At 54.3% G+C, this 17,097-nt stretch carries 15 protein-coding genes; 9 read left to right on the forward strand and 6 right to left on the reverse strand.

The window, feature by feature from the left end; genetic code table 11:
- The 5 genes from hflK to ACI9KD_RS00865 form a co-directional block, all read left to right on the forward strand.
- Positions 1-1,027, forward strand: a 1,027-nt coding sequence (hflK, locus tag ACI9KD_RS00845; RefSeq protein ID WP_414979249.1) for an FtsH protease activity modulator HflK, incomplete at its 5' end; no start/stop codon positions are given.
- A gap of 1 nt (position 1,028) precedes the next feature.
- Positions 1,029-1,904 (forward strand): protease modulator HflC, encoded by an 876-nt coding sequence (gene hflC / locus ACI9KD_RS00850; RefSeq protein ID WP_414979390.1) that lies wholly within the window; start codon positions 1,029-1,031, stop codon positions 1,902-1,904.
- A gap of 104 nt (positions 1,905-2,008) precedes the next feature.
- Positions 2,009-2,203, forward strand: coding sequence for a DUF2065 domain-containing protein (locus ACI9KD_RS00855; protein ID WP_414979250.1), 195 nt, complete (start codon positions 2,009-2,011; stop codon positions 2,201-2,203).
- Between the two features lie 2 nt (positions 2,204-2,205).
- Positions 2,206-3,417, forward strand: coding sequence for an ATP phosphoribosyltransferase regulatory subunit (locus ACI9KD_RS00860; protein WP_414979251.1), 1,212 nt, complete (start codon positions 2,206-2,208; stop codon positions 3,415-3,417).
- Positions 3,414-4,706 carry an adenylosuccinate synthase gene (locus tag ACI9KD_RS00865; RefSeq protein WP_414979252.1) on the forward strand — a complete coding sequence of 431 codons (1,293 nt, stop codon included), beginning with the start codon at positions 3,414-3,416 and terminating at the stop codon, positions 4,704-4,706. The genes ACI9KD_RS00860 and ACI9KD_RS00865 overlap by 4 nt, the downstream gene beginning before the upstream one ends.
- A 113-nt stretch (positions 4,707-4,819) precedes the next feature.
- On the opposite strand, the gene ACI9KD_RS00870 is transcribed toward ACI9KD_RS00865, so the two are convergent.
- The 4 genes from ACI9KD_RS00870 to ACI9KD_RS00885 all read right to left on the reverse strand — a co-directional run bounded on the left by ACI9KD_RS00870 (position 4,820) and on the right by ACI9KD_RS00885 (position 10,559).
- A complete protein-coding gene (locus ACI9KD_RS00870; protein WP_414979253.1) occupies positions 4,820-5,530 on the reverse strand; it encodes a helix-turn-helix domain-containing protein in 711 nt (236 codons plus the stop codon).
- Between the two features lie 273 nt (positions 5,531-5,803).
- Complete coding sequence (locus ACI9KD_RS00875) at positions 5,804-7,786, reverse strand: M48 family metallopeptidase (RefSeq protein ID WP_414979254.1); 1,983 nt, start codon at positions 7,784-7,786, stop codon at positions 5,804-5,806.
- Positions 7,787-7,809: 23 nt separating this feature from the next.
- The gene (locus ACI9KD_RS00880; protein WP_414979255.1) at positions 7,810-8,403 is read right to left on the reverse strand and encodes a LemA family protein; all 594 of its coding nucleotides are present in this window, start codon (positions 8,401-8,403) and stop codon (positions 7,810-7,812) included.
- A gap of 38 nt (positions 8,404-8,441) precedes the next feature.
- Positions 8,442-10,559, reverse strand: a complete 2,118-nt coding sequence (locus ACI9KD_RS00885) for a molybdopterin-dependent oxidoreductase (protein ID WP_414979256.1) — start codon at positions 10,557-10,559, stop codon at positions 8,442-8,444.
- 210 nt (positions 10,560-10,769) lie between these two features.
- Here ACI9KD_RS00885 and ACI9KD_RS00890 point away from each other — a divergent pair, with 210 nt between their 5' ends.
- The 3 genes from ACI9KD_RS00890 to ACI9KD_RS00900 are packed head-to-tail and all read left to right on the forward strand — an operon-like array spanning position 10,770 to position 14,172.
- Positions 10,770-12,218 carry a circularly permuted type 2 ATP-grasp protein gene (locus tag ACI9KD_RS00890; RefSeq protein WP_414979257.1) on the forward strand — a complete coding sequence of 483 codons (1,449 nt, stop codon included), beginning with the start codon at positions 10,770-10,772 and terminating at the stop codon, positions 12,216-12,218.
- Positions 12,215-13,150, forward strand: coding sequence for an alpha-E domain-containing protein (locus tag ACI9KD_RS00895; protein WP_414979258.1), 936 nt, complete (start codon positions 12,215-12,217; stop codon positions 13,148-13,150). Before ACI9KD_RS00890 ends, ACI9KD_RS00895 begins: the two co-directional genes overlap by 4 nt.
- Positions 13,147-14,172 carry a putative zinc-binding metallopeptidase gene (locus tag ACI9KD_RS00900; protein WP_414979259.1) on the forward strand — a complete coding sequence of 342 codons (1,026 nt, stop codon included), beginning with the start codon at positions 13,147-13,149 and terminating at the stop codon, positions 14,170-14,172. Before ACI9KD_RS00895 ends, ACI9KD_RS00900 begins: the two co-directional genes overlap by 4 nt.
- On the opposite strand, the gene ACI9KD_RS00905 is transcribed toward ACI9KD_RS00900, so the two are convergent.
- Complete coding sequence (locus ACI9KD_RS00905; protein ID WP_414979260.1) at positions 14,132-14,893, reverse strand: proteasome-type protease; 762 nt, start codon at positions 14,891-14,893, stop codon at positions 14,132-14,134. The two genes, ACI9KD_RS00900 and ACI9KD_RS00905, sit on opposite strands and share 41 nt — an antisense overlap.
- A gap of 325 nt (positions 14,894-15,218) precedes the next feature.
- On the opposite strand from ACI9KD_RS00905, the gene ACI9KD_RS00910 reads away from it, so the two are divergent.
- Entirely contained in the window at positions 15,219-15,968 is a 750-nt protein-coding gene (locus tag ACI9KD_RS00910) for a transporter (RefSeq protein WP_414979261.1), read from the forward strand.
- A 35-nt stretch (positions 15,969-16,003) separates the two neighbouring features.
- On the opposite strand, the gene ACI9KD_RS00915 is transcribed toward ACI9KD_RS00910, so the two are convergent.
- Positions 16,004-17,032 (reverse strand): DUF481 domain-containing protein, encoded by a 1,029-nt coding sequence (locus tag ACI9KD_RS00915; protein ID WP_414979262.1) that lies wholly within the window; start codon positions 17,030-17,032, stop codon positions 16,004-16,006.
- Between the last annotated feature and the right edge of the window lie 65 nt (positions 17,033-17,097).

Raw genomic sequence — 17,097 nt, forward strand, 5'->3', positions numbered from 1 at the left:
GTCCAAAGGCGGCGGCGGCGGCGGTGGTGGCGGCGGCGCGTCTGCGTCATTGATTATTGTGGTGCTTTTCGGTGCTGCCTTGGTCTGGGCCCTCATGGGCTTGTATCAGATCGATGAGCAGGAGCGGGCAGTGGTGCTTCGTTTTGGTAAGTATCACTCAACAGCACAGCCGGGTTTGCAGTGGAACCCTCCCCTGATCGACGAAGTCATCCGAGTCAACACCACGAAGGTTCGCGCCGCGAGCTTTCGGGAAATCATGCTGACTCAGGACGAGAATATCGTCGAGGTGAATATGTCCGTTCAGTACATCATTGATGATGTAAAGAACTTTGTGTTGGAGGTGAGAGAGCCCGAGAACTCGCTAAAGCACGCAGCCCAGAGTGCGCTTAGACACGTGGTGGGTGGGATGACCATGGACTTGGTTCTCACCGAAGGGCGAACACGTATTGCTACCGAAGTGGACGAGCGTCTTCAGAATTATCTGACGAGCTACACCACAGGTATTCGACTGTCCGCGGTGAACGTTGATGATTCGAAGCCGCCATCTCAGGTGCAAGCAGCATTTGATGATGTGATTAAGGCCCGGGAGGACGAGGAGCGCGTAAAGAACGAAGCGCAATCCTATGCCAACGGTATCGTGCCGGAATCGCGTGGTCAGGCGCAGCGCCAAATCGAAGAGGCGAGTGCTTATCGTGAACAAGTCATCGCGAACGCAGAAGGTGAAGCCGATCGCTTTACAAATCTACTCACTGCGTACCGAAAGGCTCCGGTAGTGACTCGAGAGCGTTTGTATCTCGATGCAGTGCAAAACGTACTCACCAACACCAGTAAGATTATGGTGGATGTTGAGGGAGGCAATAACATGCTGTATCTGCCGCTCGATAAGCTGGGGACGGGTTCCAGTGCTGCGCGTAGTGGTACGCCGATGGACATTAATACAGGCAATATTCGCGAGCTGACGGATGCGGTGACGGAGCAGTTGCGCCGTGATGCTGCGGCTCAACAAGCGCGTCGGGGAGGACGTTGATATGACGGGACGTTCATTAACGATAGTTGTACTGGCATCCTTGGTGCTGCTTGTGGCGAGTAACTCGCTCTACGTAATCAAGGAAACCGAGCGCGGAGTGCTCCTGAAGTTTGGTGAGGTTGTAAATCCGAACCTAGAGCCGGGATTGCACGTTAAAGTGCCTTTTGTGAACAACGTACGAAAGTTCGAGGGTCGAATGGTGACGCTGGATTCTCAGCCTGAGCGATTTTTTACCCAGGAACAAAAGGCGCTGATCATCGACTCCTACGCTAAGTATCGAATCGCGGATACGGCGACGTTCTACACCGCAACCAATGGTGAAGAGTCTCGAGCCGCGGGGCTGCTAGCGCAGCGGATCAATAACCGTCTGCGTAACCAGGTCGCTATTCGTACTATCCAGGAAGTTGTGTCCGGTGAGCGGGATGAGCTCATGGAGACCATCACTAGAGAGTTGGACGTGGTGGCTCGGGAAGAGCTGGGGATTGAGATTGTCGATGTGCGTGTAAAGCAGATTGACCTTCCACCCGAAGTGTCAGAGTCGGTCTATCGACGAATGAATGCAGAGCGTGAGAAAGAGGCTCGGGAACGTCGTTCCCAGGGTCAGGAGCTTGCGGAAGGTATTCGCGCCTCAGCAGATCGTGAGGTTACGGTTATTAGCGCTAACGCTTATCGTGAGGCCCAGCAGCTTCGTGGTCGGGGCGATGCTGATGCCACAGGGATCTATGCAGATGCCTTTGGTGAGGACCCTGAGTTTTATTCCTTTACCCGGAGCCTGCGAGCTTATCAGGATGCATTTCAGGGCAGTGGCGACGTCATGCTCTTGCAACCGGATAGCGAGTTCTTTCGGTACCTCAAGGACTCAAGCGGAGGCAAATAAAGCATCGGCTGCCGCGGCAGCCTTGTGCTAAAATCCGCCAACCGTGGAGGATGATGTGCTGAGTAAGCACGTCCAAATCCACGGTTTTTTCTTGGGGGAGTGTTTTGCAGGAATTTTGGCAGGTGTTTCCCGTTGCTCTGGCGTTGGTTTTTGTTGTTGAGGGCTTGATGCCTTTCATCAGTCCGGGGCGCTGGCGCTCTATGATTGCAACCGTCGGGCAGCTGAATGATTCAGCTATTCGTCGGTTTGGTCTGGGTAGCATGTTGTTTGGCGTCGTGATGTTGTATCTGGTGCATTAAAAGTGGAAAAGCAAAGCCCCGCGCGGGCATGGCAGCTGCCTGACGGTATCGATGAGCTTCTGCCCGATGCCGCAGCGCAAGTAGAAGCACTTCGTCGAACCCTATTGGACTGTGCGTCCTGTTGGGGGTATCGCCTTGTGATGCCGCCGATGGTCGAGTTCACGGACTCCCTGTTGGTCGGTGTGGGCGAGGATCTCGACTTATTGACCTTTAAGGTCCCCGACCAAGTGACAGGTCGTATGTTGGGATTTCGTGCGGATATGACTCCGCAGGTTGCACGCATGGATGCTCACAGCCTTCAAGACAAGCAGGTCAATCGTCTCTGTTACGCCGGGTCGACACTACACACCCGGTCTGGCTCTTTGGCGGCATCGCGTTCACCGCTGCAGCTTGGCGCAGAACTCTATGGTGCTAAGGGCTTGTCCGCCGATATCGAAGTCATGGCGTTGATGTTAAGCATGCTCGATGTTGCGGGTGTTGAGATCGGTCAGGACTTAACGCTGGATCTGGGTCATGGAGATATCTTTAAACATGTTCTTGCCGCCAGTGGAGCCGCTGATGCCGGTATTGAGCCTGCAATATTTGATGCGCTGCAGCGAAAATCTCGCCCTGATCTAGAGCGATTGTTAGAGCAGCTCCCCTCAGCATCGAGCGCAGGTTTGCGCGCATTGATGGAGATGCATGGCGATCTGGAAGTGCTCGATCGTGCTGAGGCGGAGCTTGCCGGCGCAGCACCGGAAATCCGTGAATCACTTCGCGAACTTCGAGAGTTGGCGTCTGCCCTTCAGGCACGCTATCCCGATGTCTCCCTATATATTGATCTGGCTGAATTACGCGGCTATCGCTATCACACGGGTGTTGTTTTTGCCGTTTATACCCGGGGACTGGGCGAGGCACTTGCTCGGGGTGGTCGCTATGACAACGTGGGCGAAGTCTATGGCCGGGCACGGCCTGCCACAGGATTCGCTACGGACTTGCGTTTGCTCGCCGCTCAGCTGACAAGTAAAGAAGCTCTACAGGATGCGATCGCTGCACCTGATCTGGAAGATGAAACCCTGCAAGATGCGGTACGAGCGCTTCGCCGCGCGGGTGAAACCGTTATCGTCATGCTTGACGGTGAAACCGACGCCCGCTGCTCGCGGGAACTGACAAAAATTGATGGACAGTGGCAGCCCAAAATACGGCGCGAGTCACTTGGTGGAGAGGGTAAATGAGCCGGAATGTGGTAGTGCTGGGCACCCAGTGGGGCGATGAGGGCAAGGGCAAGATCGTTGACCTGCTAACCGATCGAGCCGAAGCGGTCGTGCGTTTTCAGGGTGGCCATAACGCTGGTCACACTTTGGTCTGCGATGGCGAGAAAACGATATTACACTTGATTCCCTCGGGCATTCTCAGAAAGAACGTCATTTGTTGTATCGGCAATGGCGTTGTCCTGGCGCCGGACGCGTTGCTCAAGGAAATCCTTGGGCTGGAGGAGCGTGAGGTGCCTGTGCGTGAGCGCTTGAGAATTTCTCCTGCTTGTCCGCTCATTCTTCCTTATCACGTGGCTCTAGATAACGCCCGGGAAGAACGTCGTGGTGATGACAAGATCGGCACGACGGGCCGGGGTATCGGTCCCGCTTATGAAGATAAGGCGGCGCGACGAGGCTTGCGCTTGGGTGATCTCCAGGATCCCATACGTTTTGAGCGTAAGCTCCGGGAAGTCATGGAGTACCACAATTTCCAGCTACAGCACTATTACAAGTTAGATACTGTTGATGTGGATGAGGTGCTGGCCTCCAGTCTGGCTCTGGGCGAGCAGTTGCTCCCTATGATGGCTGACGTGACCGCGATGCTGCATCAATTCCGTGCAGAGTCTCGAAGCATTTTGTTTGAGGGAGCTCAAGGCTCTTTGCTGGATATTGATCATGGCACTTATCCATTTGTGACCAGCTCCAATACCACCGCAGGCGGCACGGCTACCGGTTCAGGTTTTGGTCCTTTGTATCTTGATTATGTTTTGGGTATCACCAAGGCCTACACAACGCGAGTAGGTTCAGGTCCATTTCCGACAGAACTGTTTGACGCGACGGGTGAGCATCTCGCGAAGCAAGGCCATGAGTTTGGAGCCACTACCGGACGGCCTCGACGTTGCGGTTGGTTTGACGCCGTTGCTCTACGTAATGCAGTGAACATCAACTCGGTCACTGGTATTTGTCTGACCAAGTTGGATGTTTTGGATGGTCTCGAATCTATCAAGATATGCATTGGTTACAACAACGCTGCCGGCGAGACAGTGACCAACCCCATGGACTCTGATGACTATCAGGGCTTGGTACCCGTGTACGAGACAGTGCCCGGTTGGACTGATTCCACTGCGGGTGCAAAATCTATTGATGACTTACCGAAGGCCGCTCGAGACTATATTTCAAGGATTGAAACGGTAGTGGGTGCGCCTATCGACATCATCTCTACCGGACCCGATCGTCTGGAGACAATTATCCTCCACGATCCTTTTGACTAGACAATAACAGCCGGGCCTTAAGAGCACAGCTGTGACAGTAGTCCAGGAGAGTAGTCCAGGACAGGAGCCCAGGAAACCTGGGCTGCTGTTGACTCTCAAACTTAGCTGAATCTTTAGTGATACATCTGTCGGTAGTCGCTGTAGCTCAATCCGGTCCAGCGCCGAAAAGCCCGATAAAAACTGTTCACCTCGAGGTAGCCCAATTCATCTGCCAGGCACTTTCCCGGTAGCCAGCGTTCCCGCAACCGCGACTCACAGCGGTACTGCCGCGACCGATCAAGAAGAAACTGATAGCTGGTGTGATCGTTACGCAGGCGTCGCCGCAGGGTGGTGCAGCTAATTCCCAGTGTCTCCGCGACGCTTTCGGCACGGACTCTCGATAGATCACCGTCCAGCAATATGCGCAGCACCCGGTCTGTTGTACGCGACAGCGGAAGATACCCGGTTTTGCCATCCTTTTCGGTTGCCGCGTGACTGTGGCAGGACTGTCGTCTGTAGATTTCTTGCCGCTGGACGGCGTGATTCAGAGCTGCCTGCGCACGGACGGACGGATCGGGTCGCTCGCCGCCCGAATGATGCCGGGCAAAAGTCTCCCATTGCCCTCTCGTGCTCTGAGCTGCGATGAGCGCGGAGTCAAAAGCGTCGCCTGTCGAATTCTCCGGGGGATGCCCACGGGGAATCTTGTGATGTGCCACAGCCTGCTGTCCCGGGCTGAAAGCTGAGTTCAGGCCTGGTTTTTGGTCTGATACCGCGGCGGGTTTTCGGACTGAAGTAGGTCCGGGTCCTGTGGCTAAGAGTGAGATAGAGTGAGATAGTTGCGTCATCGATGCCTCCTTGCTCGATATGAAGCCTTCAGCGTATCCAGGCTGACAAGAGTGCTCAGACAGTTAAGAGCACTCAGATCACTTGCTGAACTTTCACTGAACTTTCACTGAAGTTCCACTGAAGTTCTACTGAAGTACGGTTGTCTCGCCATCGTCCTTGATGTCGAGGGGCCTTAGCTTAGCAGAGCGCCCGTAGATAGAAAGCCATCCTGTACCCTAGTGGCTATAAACGATTGAAAGGCCCACGCTCTAGCGCAAATTCGTCCGCTCAACTTACCCGAGTGACAGTTCAGGCGGGAGTGGGCAGTCCATGACCGCCGCCACGGAGCTGATGAGTTCCCGTTCGATGGGACAGACTTCGCCGTCATCAGCGGCGGCCAGCGCCATCGCTTTGAGAATTCTTGGCTTTAACAATGGATAGCAATCTGCGAGCGTGTGCACGCCTCGGCTGAATTCGGCGACGCTGCATTCTTCCAGTGGAAGCAGCGTCAATTCCAAAATGTGTAGGTCCTTGCAGGCGAGGGCGAAGGCCCGAGCACTGTCTCCCGTGCCCTGATGAGCGAGCACCGATAGCACCTGACGAAGCGGCGCGCGAACTTTGGCAATGTGCCGATAGCGTGGCCGACTGTTCTCTACCCTCAGGTACTCCGGGTCGAGGTAGTGCCGCAGCAATTGAAACAGGCACCACTCAAATAGATCGGTTTGGCCGTCACTGCGGATCACCGACAATAAGGTGGTCTTGAACTGCCGATACTGAGGCGTCGACATGTTTTTAAGCGCCGGCATTGCTGCGGCCATCAACGGAAAGCGTTGACCTGGGCGAAGCTCACGAACCCTTGGTAACAGTGCGGACACGAGCTCCAATTGTCCTTGAACGCCTTGTTCCCGCAACACATTGATTGCCCTCTGGAGCTGCTCATCGTTTCGCCTTGCTGTTACGAGAGCCAGAGCTGTCGCCGTTGCGCCCAGGGGCTCCATGACAGCGTTGTGCAATATCTCCGGTATGCTCTCGGCGCTGTCAGTCACGAGTTTGTTGTCGGTGGTTTCATCCACGTCGCTGTTTGGGAGCGTGAACTTTGCGTCATGTGTCCCTGGCTCATCGTCGCTTCTGACTGAGTGGTCCAAAGCACTGCTTGCCATTGCAGCGGCAACCAGCGCCGCTCTACCTACACCGGTTTGAGTGTGGTTTTCCGTGAGTGGCTCGGTACCGTAGCGAAACTCTGTACGCTCAATGAACTGGCCGTTCCAGTTGTTGTCCAGACGGCGTATACGCTTATCGAGCGGTGGATGCGTGGCAAATCCACTCCAGAGACGATGGCGCACCTCGCCAAAAAAGATATGCGACATTTCTGGAGCGCGAGCGCTATGTATTAAAGAACCTGGAAGGAAACCGCCGATGACTTTGAGTGCGTCAGCAATACCGCTGGTGTCTCGTGTAAACTGAACAGCACTGGCATCTGCCAGGTACTCTTTCTGTCGGCTGATGGCGGCTTTGATACAGCCTGCGGCCAGTGAACCCAGCCACCCGATAATCATCAAACCCAGACCAAGAATCGGCAGGGCCATGGCGGCCTCATTTCGACGATTACTTCGCCCAACGCCGAAAGCACCCATCCGCAGTAGAAAGTGGCCCACGTCACCGATGAATGTAATACCTTTGAGTAGCGAGGCGAGGCGTATACCCAGGCGCATATCGCCGTTGAGAATATGACTGAATTCGTGAGCCACGACTCCCTGGAGTTCATCCCGACTCAGTTGGAGAGCTGCGCCTCGCGTCACGGCAACCACCGCATCCGTCGGATTGATACCCGCCGCAAACGCGTTGATGCCACGCTCCTCGGGTAGTACGTACAGCGCTGGCACTGGCATGTTTGCCGCTAGAGATAGCTCTTCGACAATATTCAGGCAGCGTTTTTCGTAGGGATCAGCGCTTTGGCGCATGACGCGGCGACCACCCATGCTTTCGGCCACGACTTTGCCACCGGATGCCAGCTGTAGCCAGCGGATGAGAGACACAAATCCCACCGTTGAGGTTACTGCAAGACCGATGGTGCCAAAACGTTCCCAGGAAAACAGCGCAAGATAGCCTTCCCAGCCACTGCCACCAACGTAGATGTTGTAGTCTCGACCGACCCAAAGAAAAGCCGTGACCAGCGCGTTTACCAGTAGCACTAAAAGACTAAGTGCTGCGGCAAACAGCAGAAGGAGGTAGCGCGTGTTACGCCGCGCGCGATCCTGCTGAGAGAAAAAATCCACGCCGGAAGACTACCAGCCCCTTATCAAAAGCTGACGGTAGGTGCGGTCTGGATCTGCGCAGAGTCGTCAAACTCGAGAAGCTCGGCATCAGCTGGATGTCCGAAGGTTGCCGCAAGTGCCACCGCAGGAAAGCTTTGGCGGTAGGTGTTGAAGGCCATGATGGCGTCGTTGAATCCCTGCCTCGCAAATGCGACACGATTTTCAGTGCTGGTTAGCTCCTCCGACAGCTGTTGCATATTCTCGCTGGCCTTAAGATCAGGGTAAGCTTCCATTGTGATATTGAGCTTGCCCAGTGCTCCCTGCAGATTGTTTTCTGCGCCGGCAAGACTGGCCATAGAAGCACCGCCGCCGCCTTCGCCTAGAGCTTTTAGGACCGCCGCTGCCTCATTGCGTGCGCTGACAACGGCATCAAGAGTCTCTCGTTCATGAGCCATATACGCTCGCGCAGTCTCCACCAGATTTGGGATCAGGTCGTAGCGACGTTTCAACTGTACTTCGATCTGTGCAAAAGCGTTCTCATGGCGATTTTTTAGACTCACCAGGGTGTTGTAAACATTGATGATGTAGATCACCAGGCCGAGCAACACCAGCCAAAAAACGATTGACGACACTTCCATGGGACTACTCCTTAGTGCGGGGTGGTTTCTAGTTCAGGTTAGGCAATGGCGGCGAGCTCTACCGGCACTCCATTCACAGCTGCATTGCCGGAAAGCTCATCGAGATAGTTAGCATCAGTAACATCATTACAGGAAACGCCAGCGTGTTTGGCAGCAGTCTTCATTCGAATCCCTTGACGATTATGGCCATAGCCGTGGGGCAGGCTGACAACTCCCGGCATTACCGCGTCTGTGGCAAGAAGCGTGACGGTGACCTCGCCGCTGCGAGAGCGCAGCAGGGCCTGGCCACCATCCTTTAGCTGGAGTGCGGTGAGATCATCCGGGTGAACCATGAGTTGATCGCGGGTCTTGCCTTTCACCAAGCGCCGATAATTGTGCATCCAGGAATTGTTGGAACGCACATGTCGCCGACCGATCAGGCGCAGGGCTTCGGTTGGGGTGTCACCAAAGGTCGAAGCCAGTCGATGTAAATCGCCTAAGGCTTGAGGTGTCGCGCAGTGAATTTTTTTGTCGGCCGTCATGAGGCGCCCGGGAAGCATGGGCTTAAGCTCACCAAGATCTATTCCTGACGGATTGTCCCGCAGTTTTTGCAGACTGAGATCGTACTTCGTATCCTTGCCATAGGGGCCAAACTGCAAGCCGACATCGATCATGTCGTGGGGCGCAACGGGCTCTTTGGGTTCTTCTCCCAGCGCCGCAGCCACTCGCTCGCCTAGAGCGGTGAATATCTCCCAGTCATGCAGTTTGTCAGCTTCGGGTTCGAAGACCGGGGGGTTGAAGCGAGTTGTATTGCGCAGGGCGTTGATGTGAAAGGCGATATCGTAGTGATCGTGTTCCAGTGGGGAAGTCGGTGGCAGGATAATATCAGCGTGACGCGTAGTTTCGTTGATATAGGGATCGAGTGAGACCATGAAGTCGAGTTGCGACAGTGCGTCATCCAGCGCGCGACCGTTCGGGGTAGATAGAACTGGATTACCCGCGCCGGTAAACATCACACGGATCTGTCCGTCTCCGGGTGTAGTGATTTCCTCTGCCATAGCTGAAGCGGGGAGTTCCCGGTCGAACTCCGGAAGGTCACGCACACGACTGCGATGTCGGTCAAAGCCGCCCGGACCGGTGCGCGGCACCTGGTCTACGGCGGGGAGAGTGAACATGCTACCTCCCTCCTTATCCAGATTGCCCGTCGCAATGTTGATGATTTGAATGAGCCACTGACACAAGCCACCAAAGATCTGTGTCGATACACCCATACGCCCGTAACAAATGGCTGCATCAGCGGCGGCAAATTCTCGGGCAATACGGCGAATCGTCGACGCATCAATGCCGCAATGCTTCTCTGCGTGCTCAGGAGTGAACGCGGCCACGGCACTGGCAACTTCATCCAAACCGCTGGTGAAGTCACTCAGTCCTTTTACATCGCTAAGCCCTTCATCGAAAATAGTGCTGAGCAGCGCAGCCAAAAACAGGGCGTCGCTGCCCGGCACGATAGATAGGTGCTCGCTGGCAAGTTCCGCCGTCTCGGTGCGCCGGGGATCGATCACGACCAGCTTTCCACCGCGACCAGTTAAGTCCTTTATCCGTTTTTTGACGTCGGGCACGGTCCAAATGCTGCCATTGCTCGCAATCGGATTTGCCCCGAGCATCAGAAAATAGTCACTGCGATCGATATCAGGGATCGGGAATAGCGACTTGTGCCCAAACAGCCACAGTGACGTCAGGTGATGCGGAAGTTGGTCTACGGAGGTTGCCGAGAATCGGTTCTTGGAGCGGAGCCAGCGGAACAAATAGTTCTGGTGCGTAAGCATGCCGTAGTTGTGGACTGAGGGGTTGCCCAGGTATACGCCGATCGAATCCACACCGTGCTCCCGATAGCTGCGCATCAGTGCCTCTGCGGTGCTATCCAGAGCTTCTTCCCAACTGATCTCTTTCCATTCCTGTTCGCCATCCTTGCCCGTTACACGGCGTACCGGGTAGCGAAGTCGATCGGGATCTTCGTGAATGTCTTGCAGGGCCACAGCCTTGGGGCAGATGTGTCCGCGACTCAATGGGTCGTCCGGATCACCTTTGATGGAGAGTATTTCTTCGCCCTGAGTTTCGATTTTCAGGCCGCAGATGGCCTCGCAAAGATGGCAAGCTCGATAGTGGGTTTGGATCATATAATTCGATGTCCGGCAGTGATTGTAGTGTGCAATAAACGGTGTGGTTCGAATTAGAATTCTTCAGCAGATTAACCTGCGCGTCCACCCCGACGGTTCTCTCTGTCCACAGGTACAGAGTACCTGAGAGCGCCAGCTTGCTACACTGTAGCACTGTGTGTGATGGGATTCCTTAGCGGGTCCCTGGACGAGTACAGAGATGGAGATCTCATGGATAAGAACTGGAACCGCTATAGCGCAGCGGGCTACTACGACGAGCTGATTACCCCCAAAGGTACACCGCGACAGGTGGCGCGCCCGGCCGTGAAGCTCTTGAAGGAACTCCCGGCAGAGGATTTGGCGGCGCGCCGCACGGCAGCTGAGGTTGCGATTCGCGAGATGGGTATCTCCTTTACCGTGTACAGCGAAGCGGGAAATATTGATCGCGCCTGGCCTTTCGATCTTATCCCGCGCGTTATTACTGCCAAAGAGTGGGCCAAAGTACGCCTGGGGCTGGAGCAGCGCTGTCGTGCACTGAATATGTTCATCAACGACGTTTATAATAAACAGAAGATATTTGCTGACGGCGTCGTTCCCGCGGAAACAGTACTGGAGTCCCCTAACTTCAAAGAACAATGCATGGGCGCCTCTCCACGCTTTGGGGTGTGGGCAAACATCTGCGGTTCGGATCTTGTGCGCGATGTTGATGGCCACTTTTATGTGCTCGAGGACAATCTTCGGGTGCCTTCCGGCGTGTCCTACATGTTGGAAAACCGCGAAATTACCAAGCGTGTGTTGCCAGAGATTTTTGAGAGCTACAGCATCCTTCCGGTGGATGACTATCCTTCGCGGCTGTACAGCATGCTTTCTGCCTTATCGCCTCGAGACCACAAACGCCCGGTTATTGTTGTCTTAACGCCGGGAATTTATAACTCAGCCTATTTCGAGCATGCGTTTTTGGCCCAGGGCATGGGGGCAGAGCTTGTTGAAGGCGCCGACCTGTTTGTCGATGGCGATGACTGTGTGTACATGCGCACGGTCGATGGGCCCGTGCGAGTGGATGTGATTTATCGTCGTATCGATGAAGATTTTATGGATCCGGAAGCATTCCGAGAAGATTCGACCCTGGGGGTTCCCGGGCTTATGCGCTCCTGGCTGGCGGGAAATGTCGGAATTGCCAACGCGCCGGGCTCGGGTGTCGCCGACGACAAGGTGGTCTACGCATTTGTACCCGACATGATTCGGTACTACTTGAATGAAAAGCCTTTGATACGGAGCGTGCCGACCTATCTGTGCATGCGCGAAAAAGACCGTGAGTACGTTCTCAAGAATCTCGAGAAACTGGTGGTAAAGCCCGCTAACGAGTCGGGGGGCTACGGTATTATGGTGGGCCCCCATGCCGACAAAGCGACGCATCGCAAATTTGCCAAGTTGATTGAGAAAGACCCTCGAAATTATATTGCGCAGCCGACGCTGGCGTTGTCCACGGCACCCACCTACATCGGTGACGAGATCAAACCCAGACACCTGGATCTGAGGCCCTTTATACTCCAGAGTCGAGATACCTGGGTGACTGCTGGAGGCTTAACCCGAGTCGCGATGGTCGAAGGATCCTTGATAGTGAACTCCTCTCAAGGGGGTGGTAGTAAGGACACTTGGATTGTGGATGGCCGACTATGATTATGCTCTCCAGAGTTGCCGAGCGCGTGTATTGGATGGCTCGCTATATTGAGCGTGCCGAAGACACCGCCAGACTGGTTGCCGCCTATAACCACTTGGTCATGGATATCCCCCGAGGTTCACAGCCCGGTTGGGAGATTCTCATTCGAATCTTGGATTCGGATCCTGTGTTCGATGAGTGGTTCAATGTCCGCAATGAACAGAATGTTCTTCGTCTTCTCATTGGAGAGGTGGACGCAGTCTGCAGCATCCCTTATGCCGTAAAGAATGCCCGGGAAAATGTGCGCACGACGCGTGATGTCCTTCCCGACGAGGTTTGGGAGCTGGTTAATGAGCTCTATCTTTATACCTCTGAGGCCTCAGAGCACTCCGTAGGACGCAGGAACCGCCAGCAGTATTTGGAGCAGGTTATCCAGCGCTGCCAGGTTATCAATGGCGTGCTTCGAAGTACTCTATGTCGTGATCACAGTTACCGCTTTATCAAGCTTGGGCAGTTGCTTGAGCGTGCCGATATGACAACGCGAATCATCGATGTGGGCGCCTCTGACTTTCTCGAGCGCGAGGGAGTTGCTCAGGGAATGGAGCACCTGCTTTGGGGTACTTTGCTCAAATCCATGTCGGCTCTAGGTGCCTACCGGCGCATGATTGGCCCTCAGGTCGAAAAGAACGCTGCGGCAAATTTCGTGTTTATGGAACAGACGTTTCCGCGGTCAGTGCAATTCTGTATCCGAGGCATCCGCGAGGAGTTGGGCCCCTTGTCGAATAATGAAGCCGCACTGCGTGTGGTGGAGCGCACCCGACGCAAGTTGCGTGGTTTTGATTCGGCGGATCTTGATCAGGATGCTCTGCATAAATACATCGATGAGTTGCAGTTGATCATTAGTGACTTACACCAGGCGGTGCAAAGCAGCTGGTTCCATCGCGGCGGATGAATCGTTTCGCCTGTGATTGCGGCAGCCCCGTCTACTTCGAGAACGATTTCTGCATTAATTGTAGATCGGCACTGGGTTACGACCCAATCCGCGCTGACATGGTCACGCTTGCAGATTGGGGGAAAGGGCGCTACCAGGATCTGCTGGGGAATGCCTTCAGATATTGCTCCAATGGAGTAGAGCATCATGTGTGTAACTGGCTGCGTCCGGCAGATTCACCCAATCAGTTTTGTCAGGCCTGTCAGTTCAATCGCACGATCCCTGATCAGTCCCGCGTCGAAAATCAGGAGCGCTGGCTGGTGTTGGAGCGTGCAAAGAAGCGACTCTTTTATACTCTAGCGCAGCTCAATCTACCCCTGCTCAATGGCTGGGCTGATCCCCAGCGAGGACTGTTGCTCGATTTTATTGAAGATGCTCGATCCTCTGACAAATACCCCGAGACTTTTGTGTCCACGGGTTATCTCGGTGGTGTCATCACGGTAAACGCCCTGGAGGCAGATACCGTGGCCAGGGTAACGGCGCAGGATGAGCTGGGAGAAAGTTATCGTACTGTGCTTGGACATTTGCGACATGAATCCGGGCACTACTACTGGTCTTTGCTTAATCCAAGTCTGGCGTTGCTAGGTGACTTTAGGCTGCTATTCGGTGATGAGCGGGCGGACTACAGAGCCGCGTTGGACGCACACTATCAGGCCGGCTCGCCAAAGGTTTGGAAGGACCGCTTCATCAGTGCATATGCAAGCTCACATCCCAGCGAAGACTGGGCGGAATGTTGGGGGCACTATCTGCACATTTACGATGCTCTGGATACCGCCTGGGCGCATCAACTGCTGGGTCGTCAACCAGAATCGATGTCCATGTCAGAACGCCTACGAGCCTGGTCAAAGATCAGTTTGATGCTTAACGAGCTTAATCGCAGTGTGGGGCGAGGCGATGCCTACCCCTTCGTGATTAACGAGGTTGTAGCCGAAAAGCTGGAGTTCATTGATCTTGCGATTGGTCGGCTTCGAACACTGCACTGAGAGACGGTAGGTTGTCGAAGGCCAGTCGGATATTGTCATCCCAGCTCTGACGTAGGTCCGCAAGATAATGGTGTCCCTCCTCAAGCACACAGTATTCCTCATGTGGCATCAGGCTATCGCGACGGTAAAAAAGACATTCCAGGGGTGGGCCTACGGTCGCGTTAGAGCGCATGGTCGAGTCCACAGATACGAGCGCACAGCGCATAGCGGTTTCTGCCGGCGTGTCGCTGCGAATGATTCTGTCGAGGATAGGTTTGCCGTACTTGGTCTCACCGATCTGTAGATAGGGATACAGATCAGAAGCGGTAATGTGATTACCTTCGGGGTAGATCAGGTACAGCTCCGGGGCATGCCCCTTGATCTGCCCGCCCAGAATAAAGGTGGCACTGGCGTTGAATCCGGCATTAGGCCCGCCCTTCTTGGCGTATTTCTGCTGTTTCTTGAGACTGATCTCGCCAATGTAGTCCGCTACGTCGCTTACATAGCGGGCATTGAAGATATTGACGTCGGTGTCTTCCTCGAGATCACGCTGAAGCTGCGCAATGACCGCCTGACTGGTGGCGAGATTGCCCGCGGTAAGGATCACCATTGAGCGTTCGTAAGGCATGGAGAAGCGGTGCATTTTGCTGTACTTGCTGACGCGATCGGGGCCGGCGTTGGTCCGTGAATCGGAGCAAAAAACCAATCCCTCCTCTAGCGCAATGGCGAGGCAATAAGTCATGAGTTTATGTCTATAAGGTTCTTACGATTGAGGCGAGGGAATATAACAAATATTGCGCCGATGGCACCCTTGACGAAATACGGTAAGCTCTGCGTCGTTTATTGTTTGGCACAGGAATTAATGCATTGAGCGGGCTGTTTTTTGTCGCAGAGACTCTCCAACTATGAGGTTTTCAGGGTTTTTGGCCGTGTGCATTTACGCGTTGGCGATGCTTTTTCCGACCGCGGTTTCAGCGCAGGAACTTGTTCCTAGAGCGTTTTGGCCTAGCCCCGTAGGTACAAACGTAGTGTCTGTAAGTTATCAACATAGCCAAGGCGACATTATTGTGGATCAATCACTGCCCATCACGGGAGTCGACTCCAGTCTTGATTACTTACAGCTCAGCTATCAACGGACTTTTGATTTTGCCGGTAGAACTGCAAATTTTTCAGCGATACAAATTGCGTCGGATGGAACCACTACCGGTAATGTCGACGGTGACGAGGTGACTCGACGCACGGTAGGGATGGGGGATACCACTTTACGTTGGGCTGTCAATCTTAGGGGGGCTCCTGCCATGGATCGAGAAGCGTTTACGGCTTTGCGCTCCAATCCAAAGCCAATAATCGGCATGAGCCTCGCTGTTACGGTACCGACGGGTGAGTATGAGAAAGACCGGGTTATCAATCTCGGGGGCAATCGCTGGTCAGTGAAACCGGGAGTCGGTCTCATTCTTCCCTTAAGTTCTTCGTGGTTGTTGGAAAGTGAATTGTCTGTGGCGTTTTTTCAGGACAATGATGAATTCCTGGGGGACACTCGGGAGCAGGAACCGATCTTTAACGGACAAATACACTTGATCAAAAGGTTCTCGAGAGGATTTTGGGCAGCATTGGATGCTAATTACTATGTCGGTGGTAGAACGCGTGTAGACGGAACGCGAAACAAGGATCTGCAGCGAAACTCCCGCTTTGGGGCAACCTTGGTGTATCCCCTGGCGCCAGGACACGCCTTGAGATTGAGCGGTTCAACGGGGACGGTGACCGAGACCGGCGGCGATTACGACTTGTTCTCAGTCTCGTGGATTCACGCTTTCTAATGTCGCTGCTTCTTGCGTGCCGGACCTAGGTTTACTTACCAGCTGTAGCCCAAACGGAAGCGATAGGTTTGATCCAGCGCTTCTGTTCCTTCTACAGCGCCGGAGTTGTAGTCAAGGACCACCTCCATAGCGCCTTGGATTTGTCCGAGTAGAGGAAAAGCCAATCCGACGGTCGTGTTGAGTATGAGATTGTTTCGCTCGGCTAGGTTTTTGACGCCTTGGTGGTCTATATAGACGCGAGACGCGCTTCCAAAGTACTGACTTTCAGAGCGCACGCTCCATGTAAGACCGAGATAGTTTCGATCTACATCACTGCCGAAGTCTTCGCTTACCTGAGATAGCCCCGTTTCGACTTCCAGCTCAAAGGGGGTCCCCACAAGAAATCTCCGTCCAAGGTAAGCCCCGAACGCGGTTCTTAAGTCGAGATCGGTAAAGCGGTTTTCTTCTGCAGAAGCGGATATTCCCCAGTAGTAGGCGCCGGCCTGAAAGCGATCGTACTTACCGGTGATCATCCAGTTCTCGGCGTTGCGCTGGCGATTGGCTTCGCGGACTTCACCTTCGAGATTCAGTGTGAAACGGTCTATTAGGCTCCTCCAACGGGTGTCAACCCGATAGTCCAGTTCATCGAGGACCGTATTTCCCCGTTGCAGAGAAAACGCTGAACTTGCGAGTCCAGTGTGACGATAGGCGTTACCTAACTCCCAGGGTTCGGGGTTGATTCTAAGGAGCTGATCAAGTGCGTAGTTCGCGTCTGCTTTGTCGTGTAGGGCCAGGGTCTGGTTATCAACAACTAGGTTCGTAGCTTCAAATACAGTGCCATCCTTCATTTGTAGCGTGACCGGAGAGCTAACGTCCATGGAAAGGATCGATGTTTTCTCGATCGTGAGTCGTCCGGCGAAGTCGGTATCGATAACGATCTTCCCGTTATCGGCATCATGAAACGTCCCGATGATGACGGAGCCATTGATCAGCTCAACGCGGTCGGCGCTGGCATGTACGTTGAAGCCCGTCAGCAGTAAGCAAAGAGTGACTAAGTAGCGGAAATTTTGGAGGAGTCGAAGCATGGCGGTGTGGAAGCGAAGCCCTGGTTGCGCTGGAAGGCGCGAATTCTAGGGGCCTCGAGACCCAT

It is taken from the genome of Congregibacter sp., assembly GCF_047617445.1.
Lineage (GTDB): Bacteria > Pseudomonadota > Gammaproteobacteria > Pseudomonadales > Halieaceae > Congregibacter.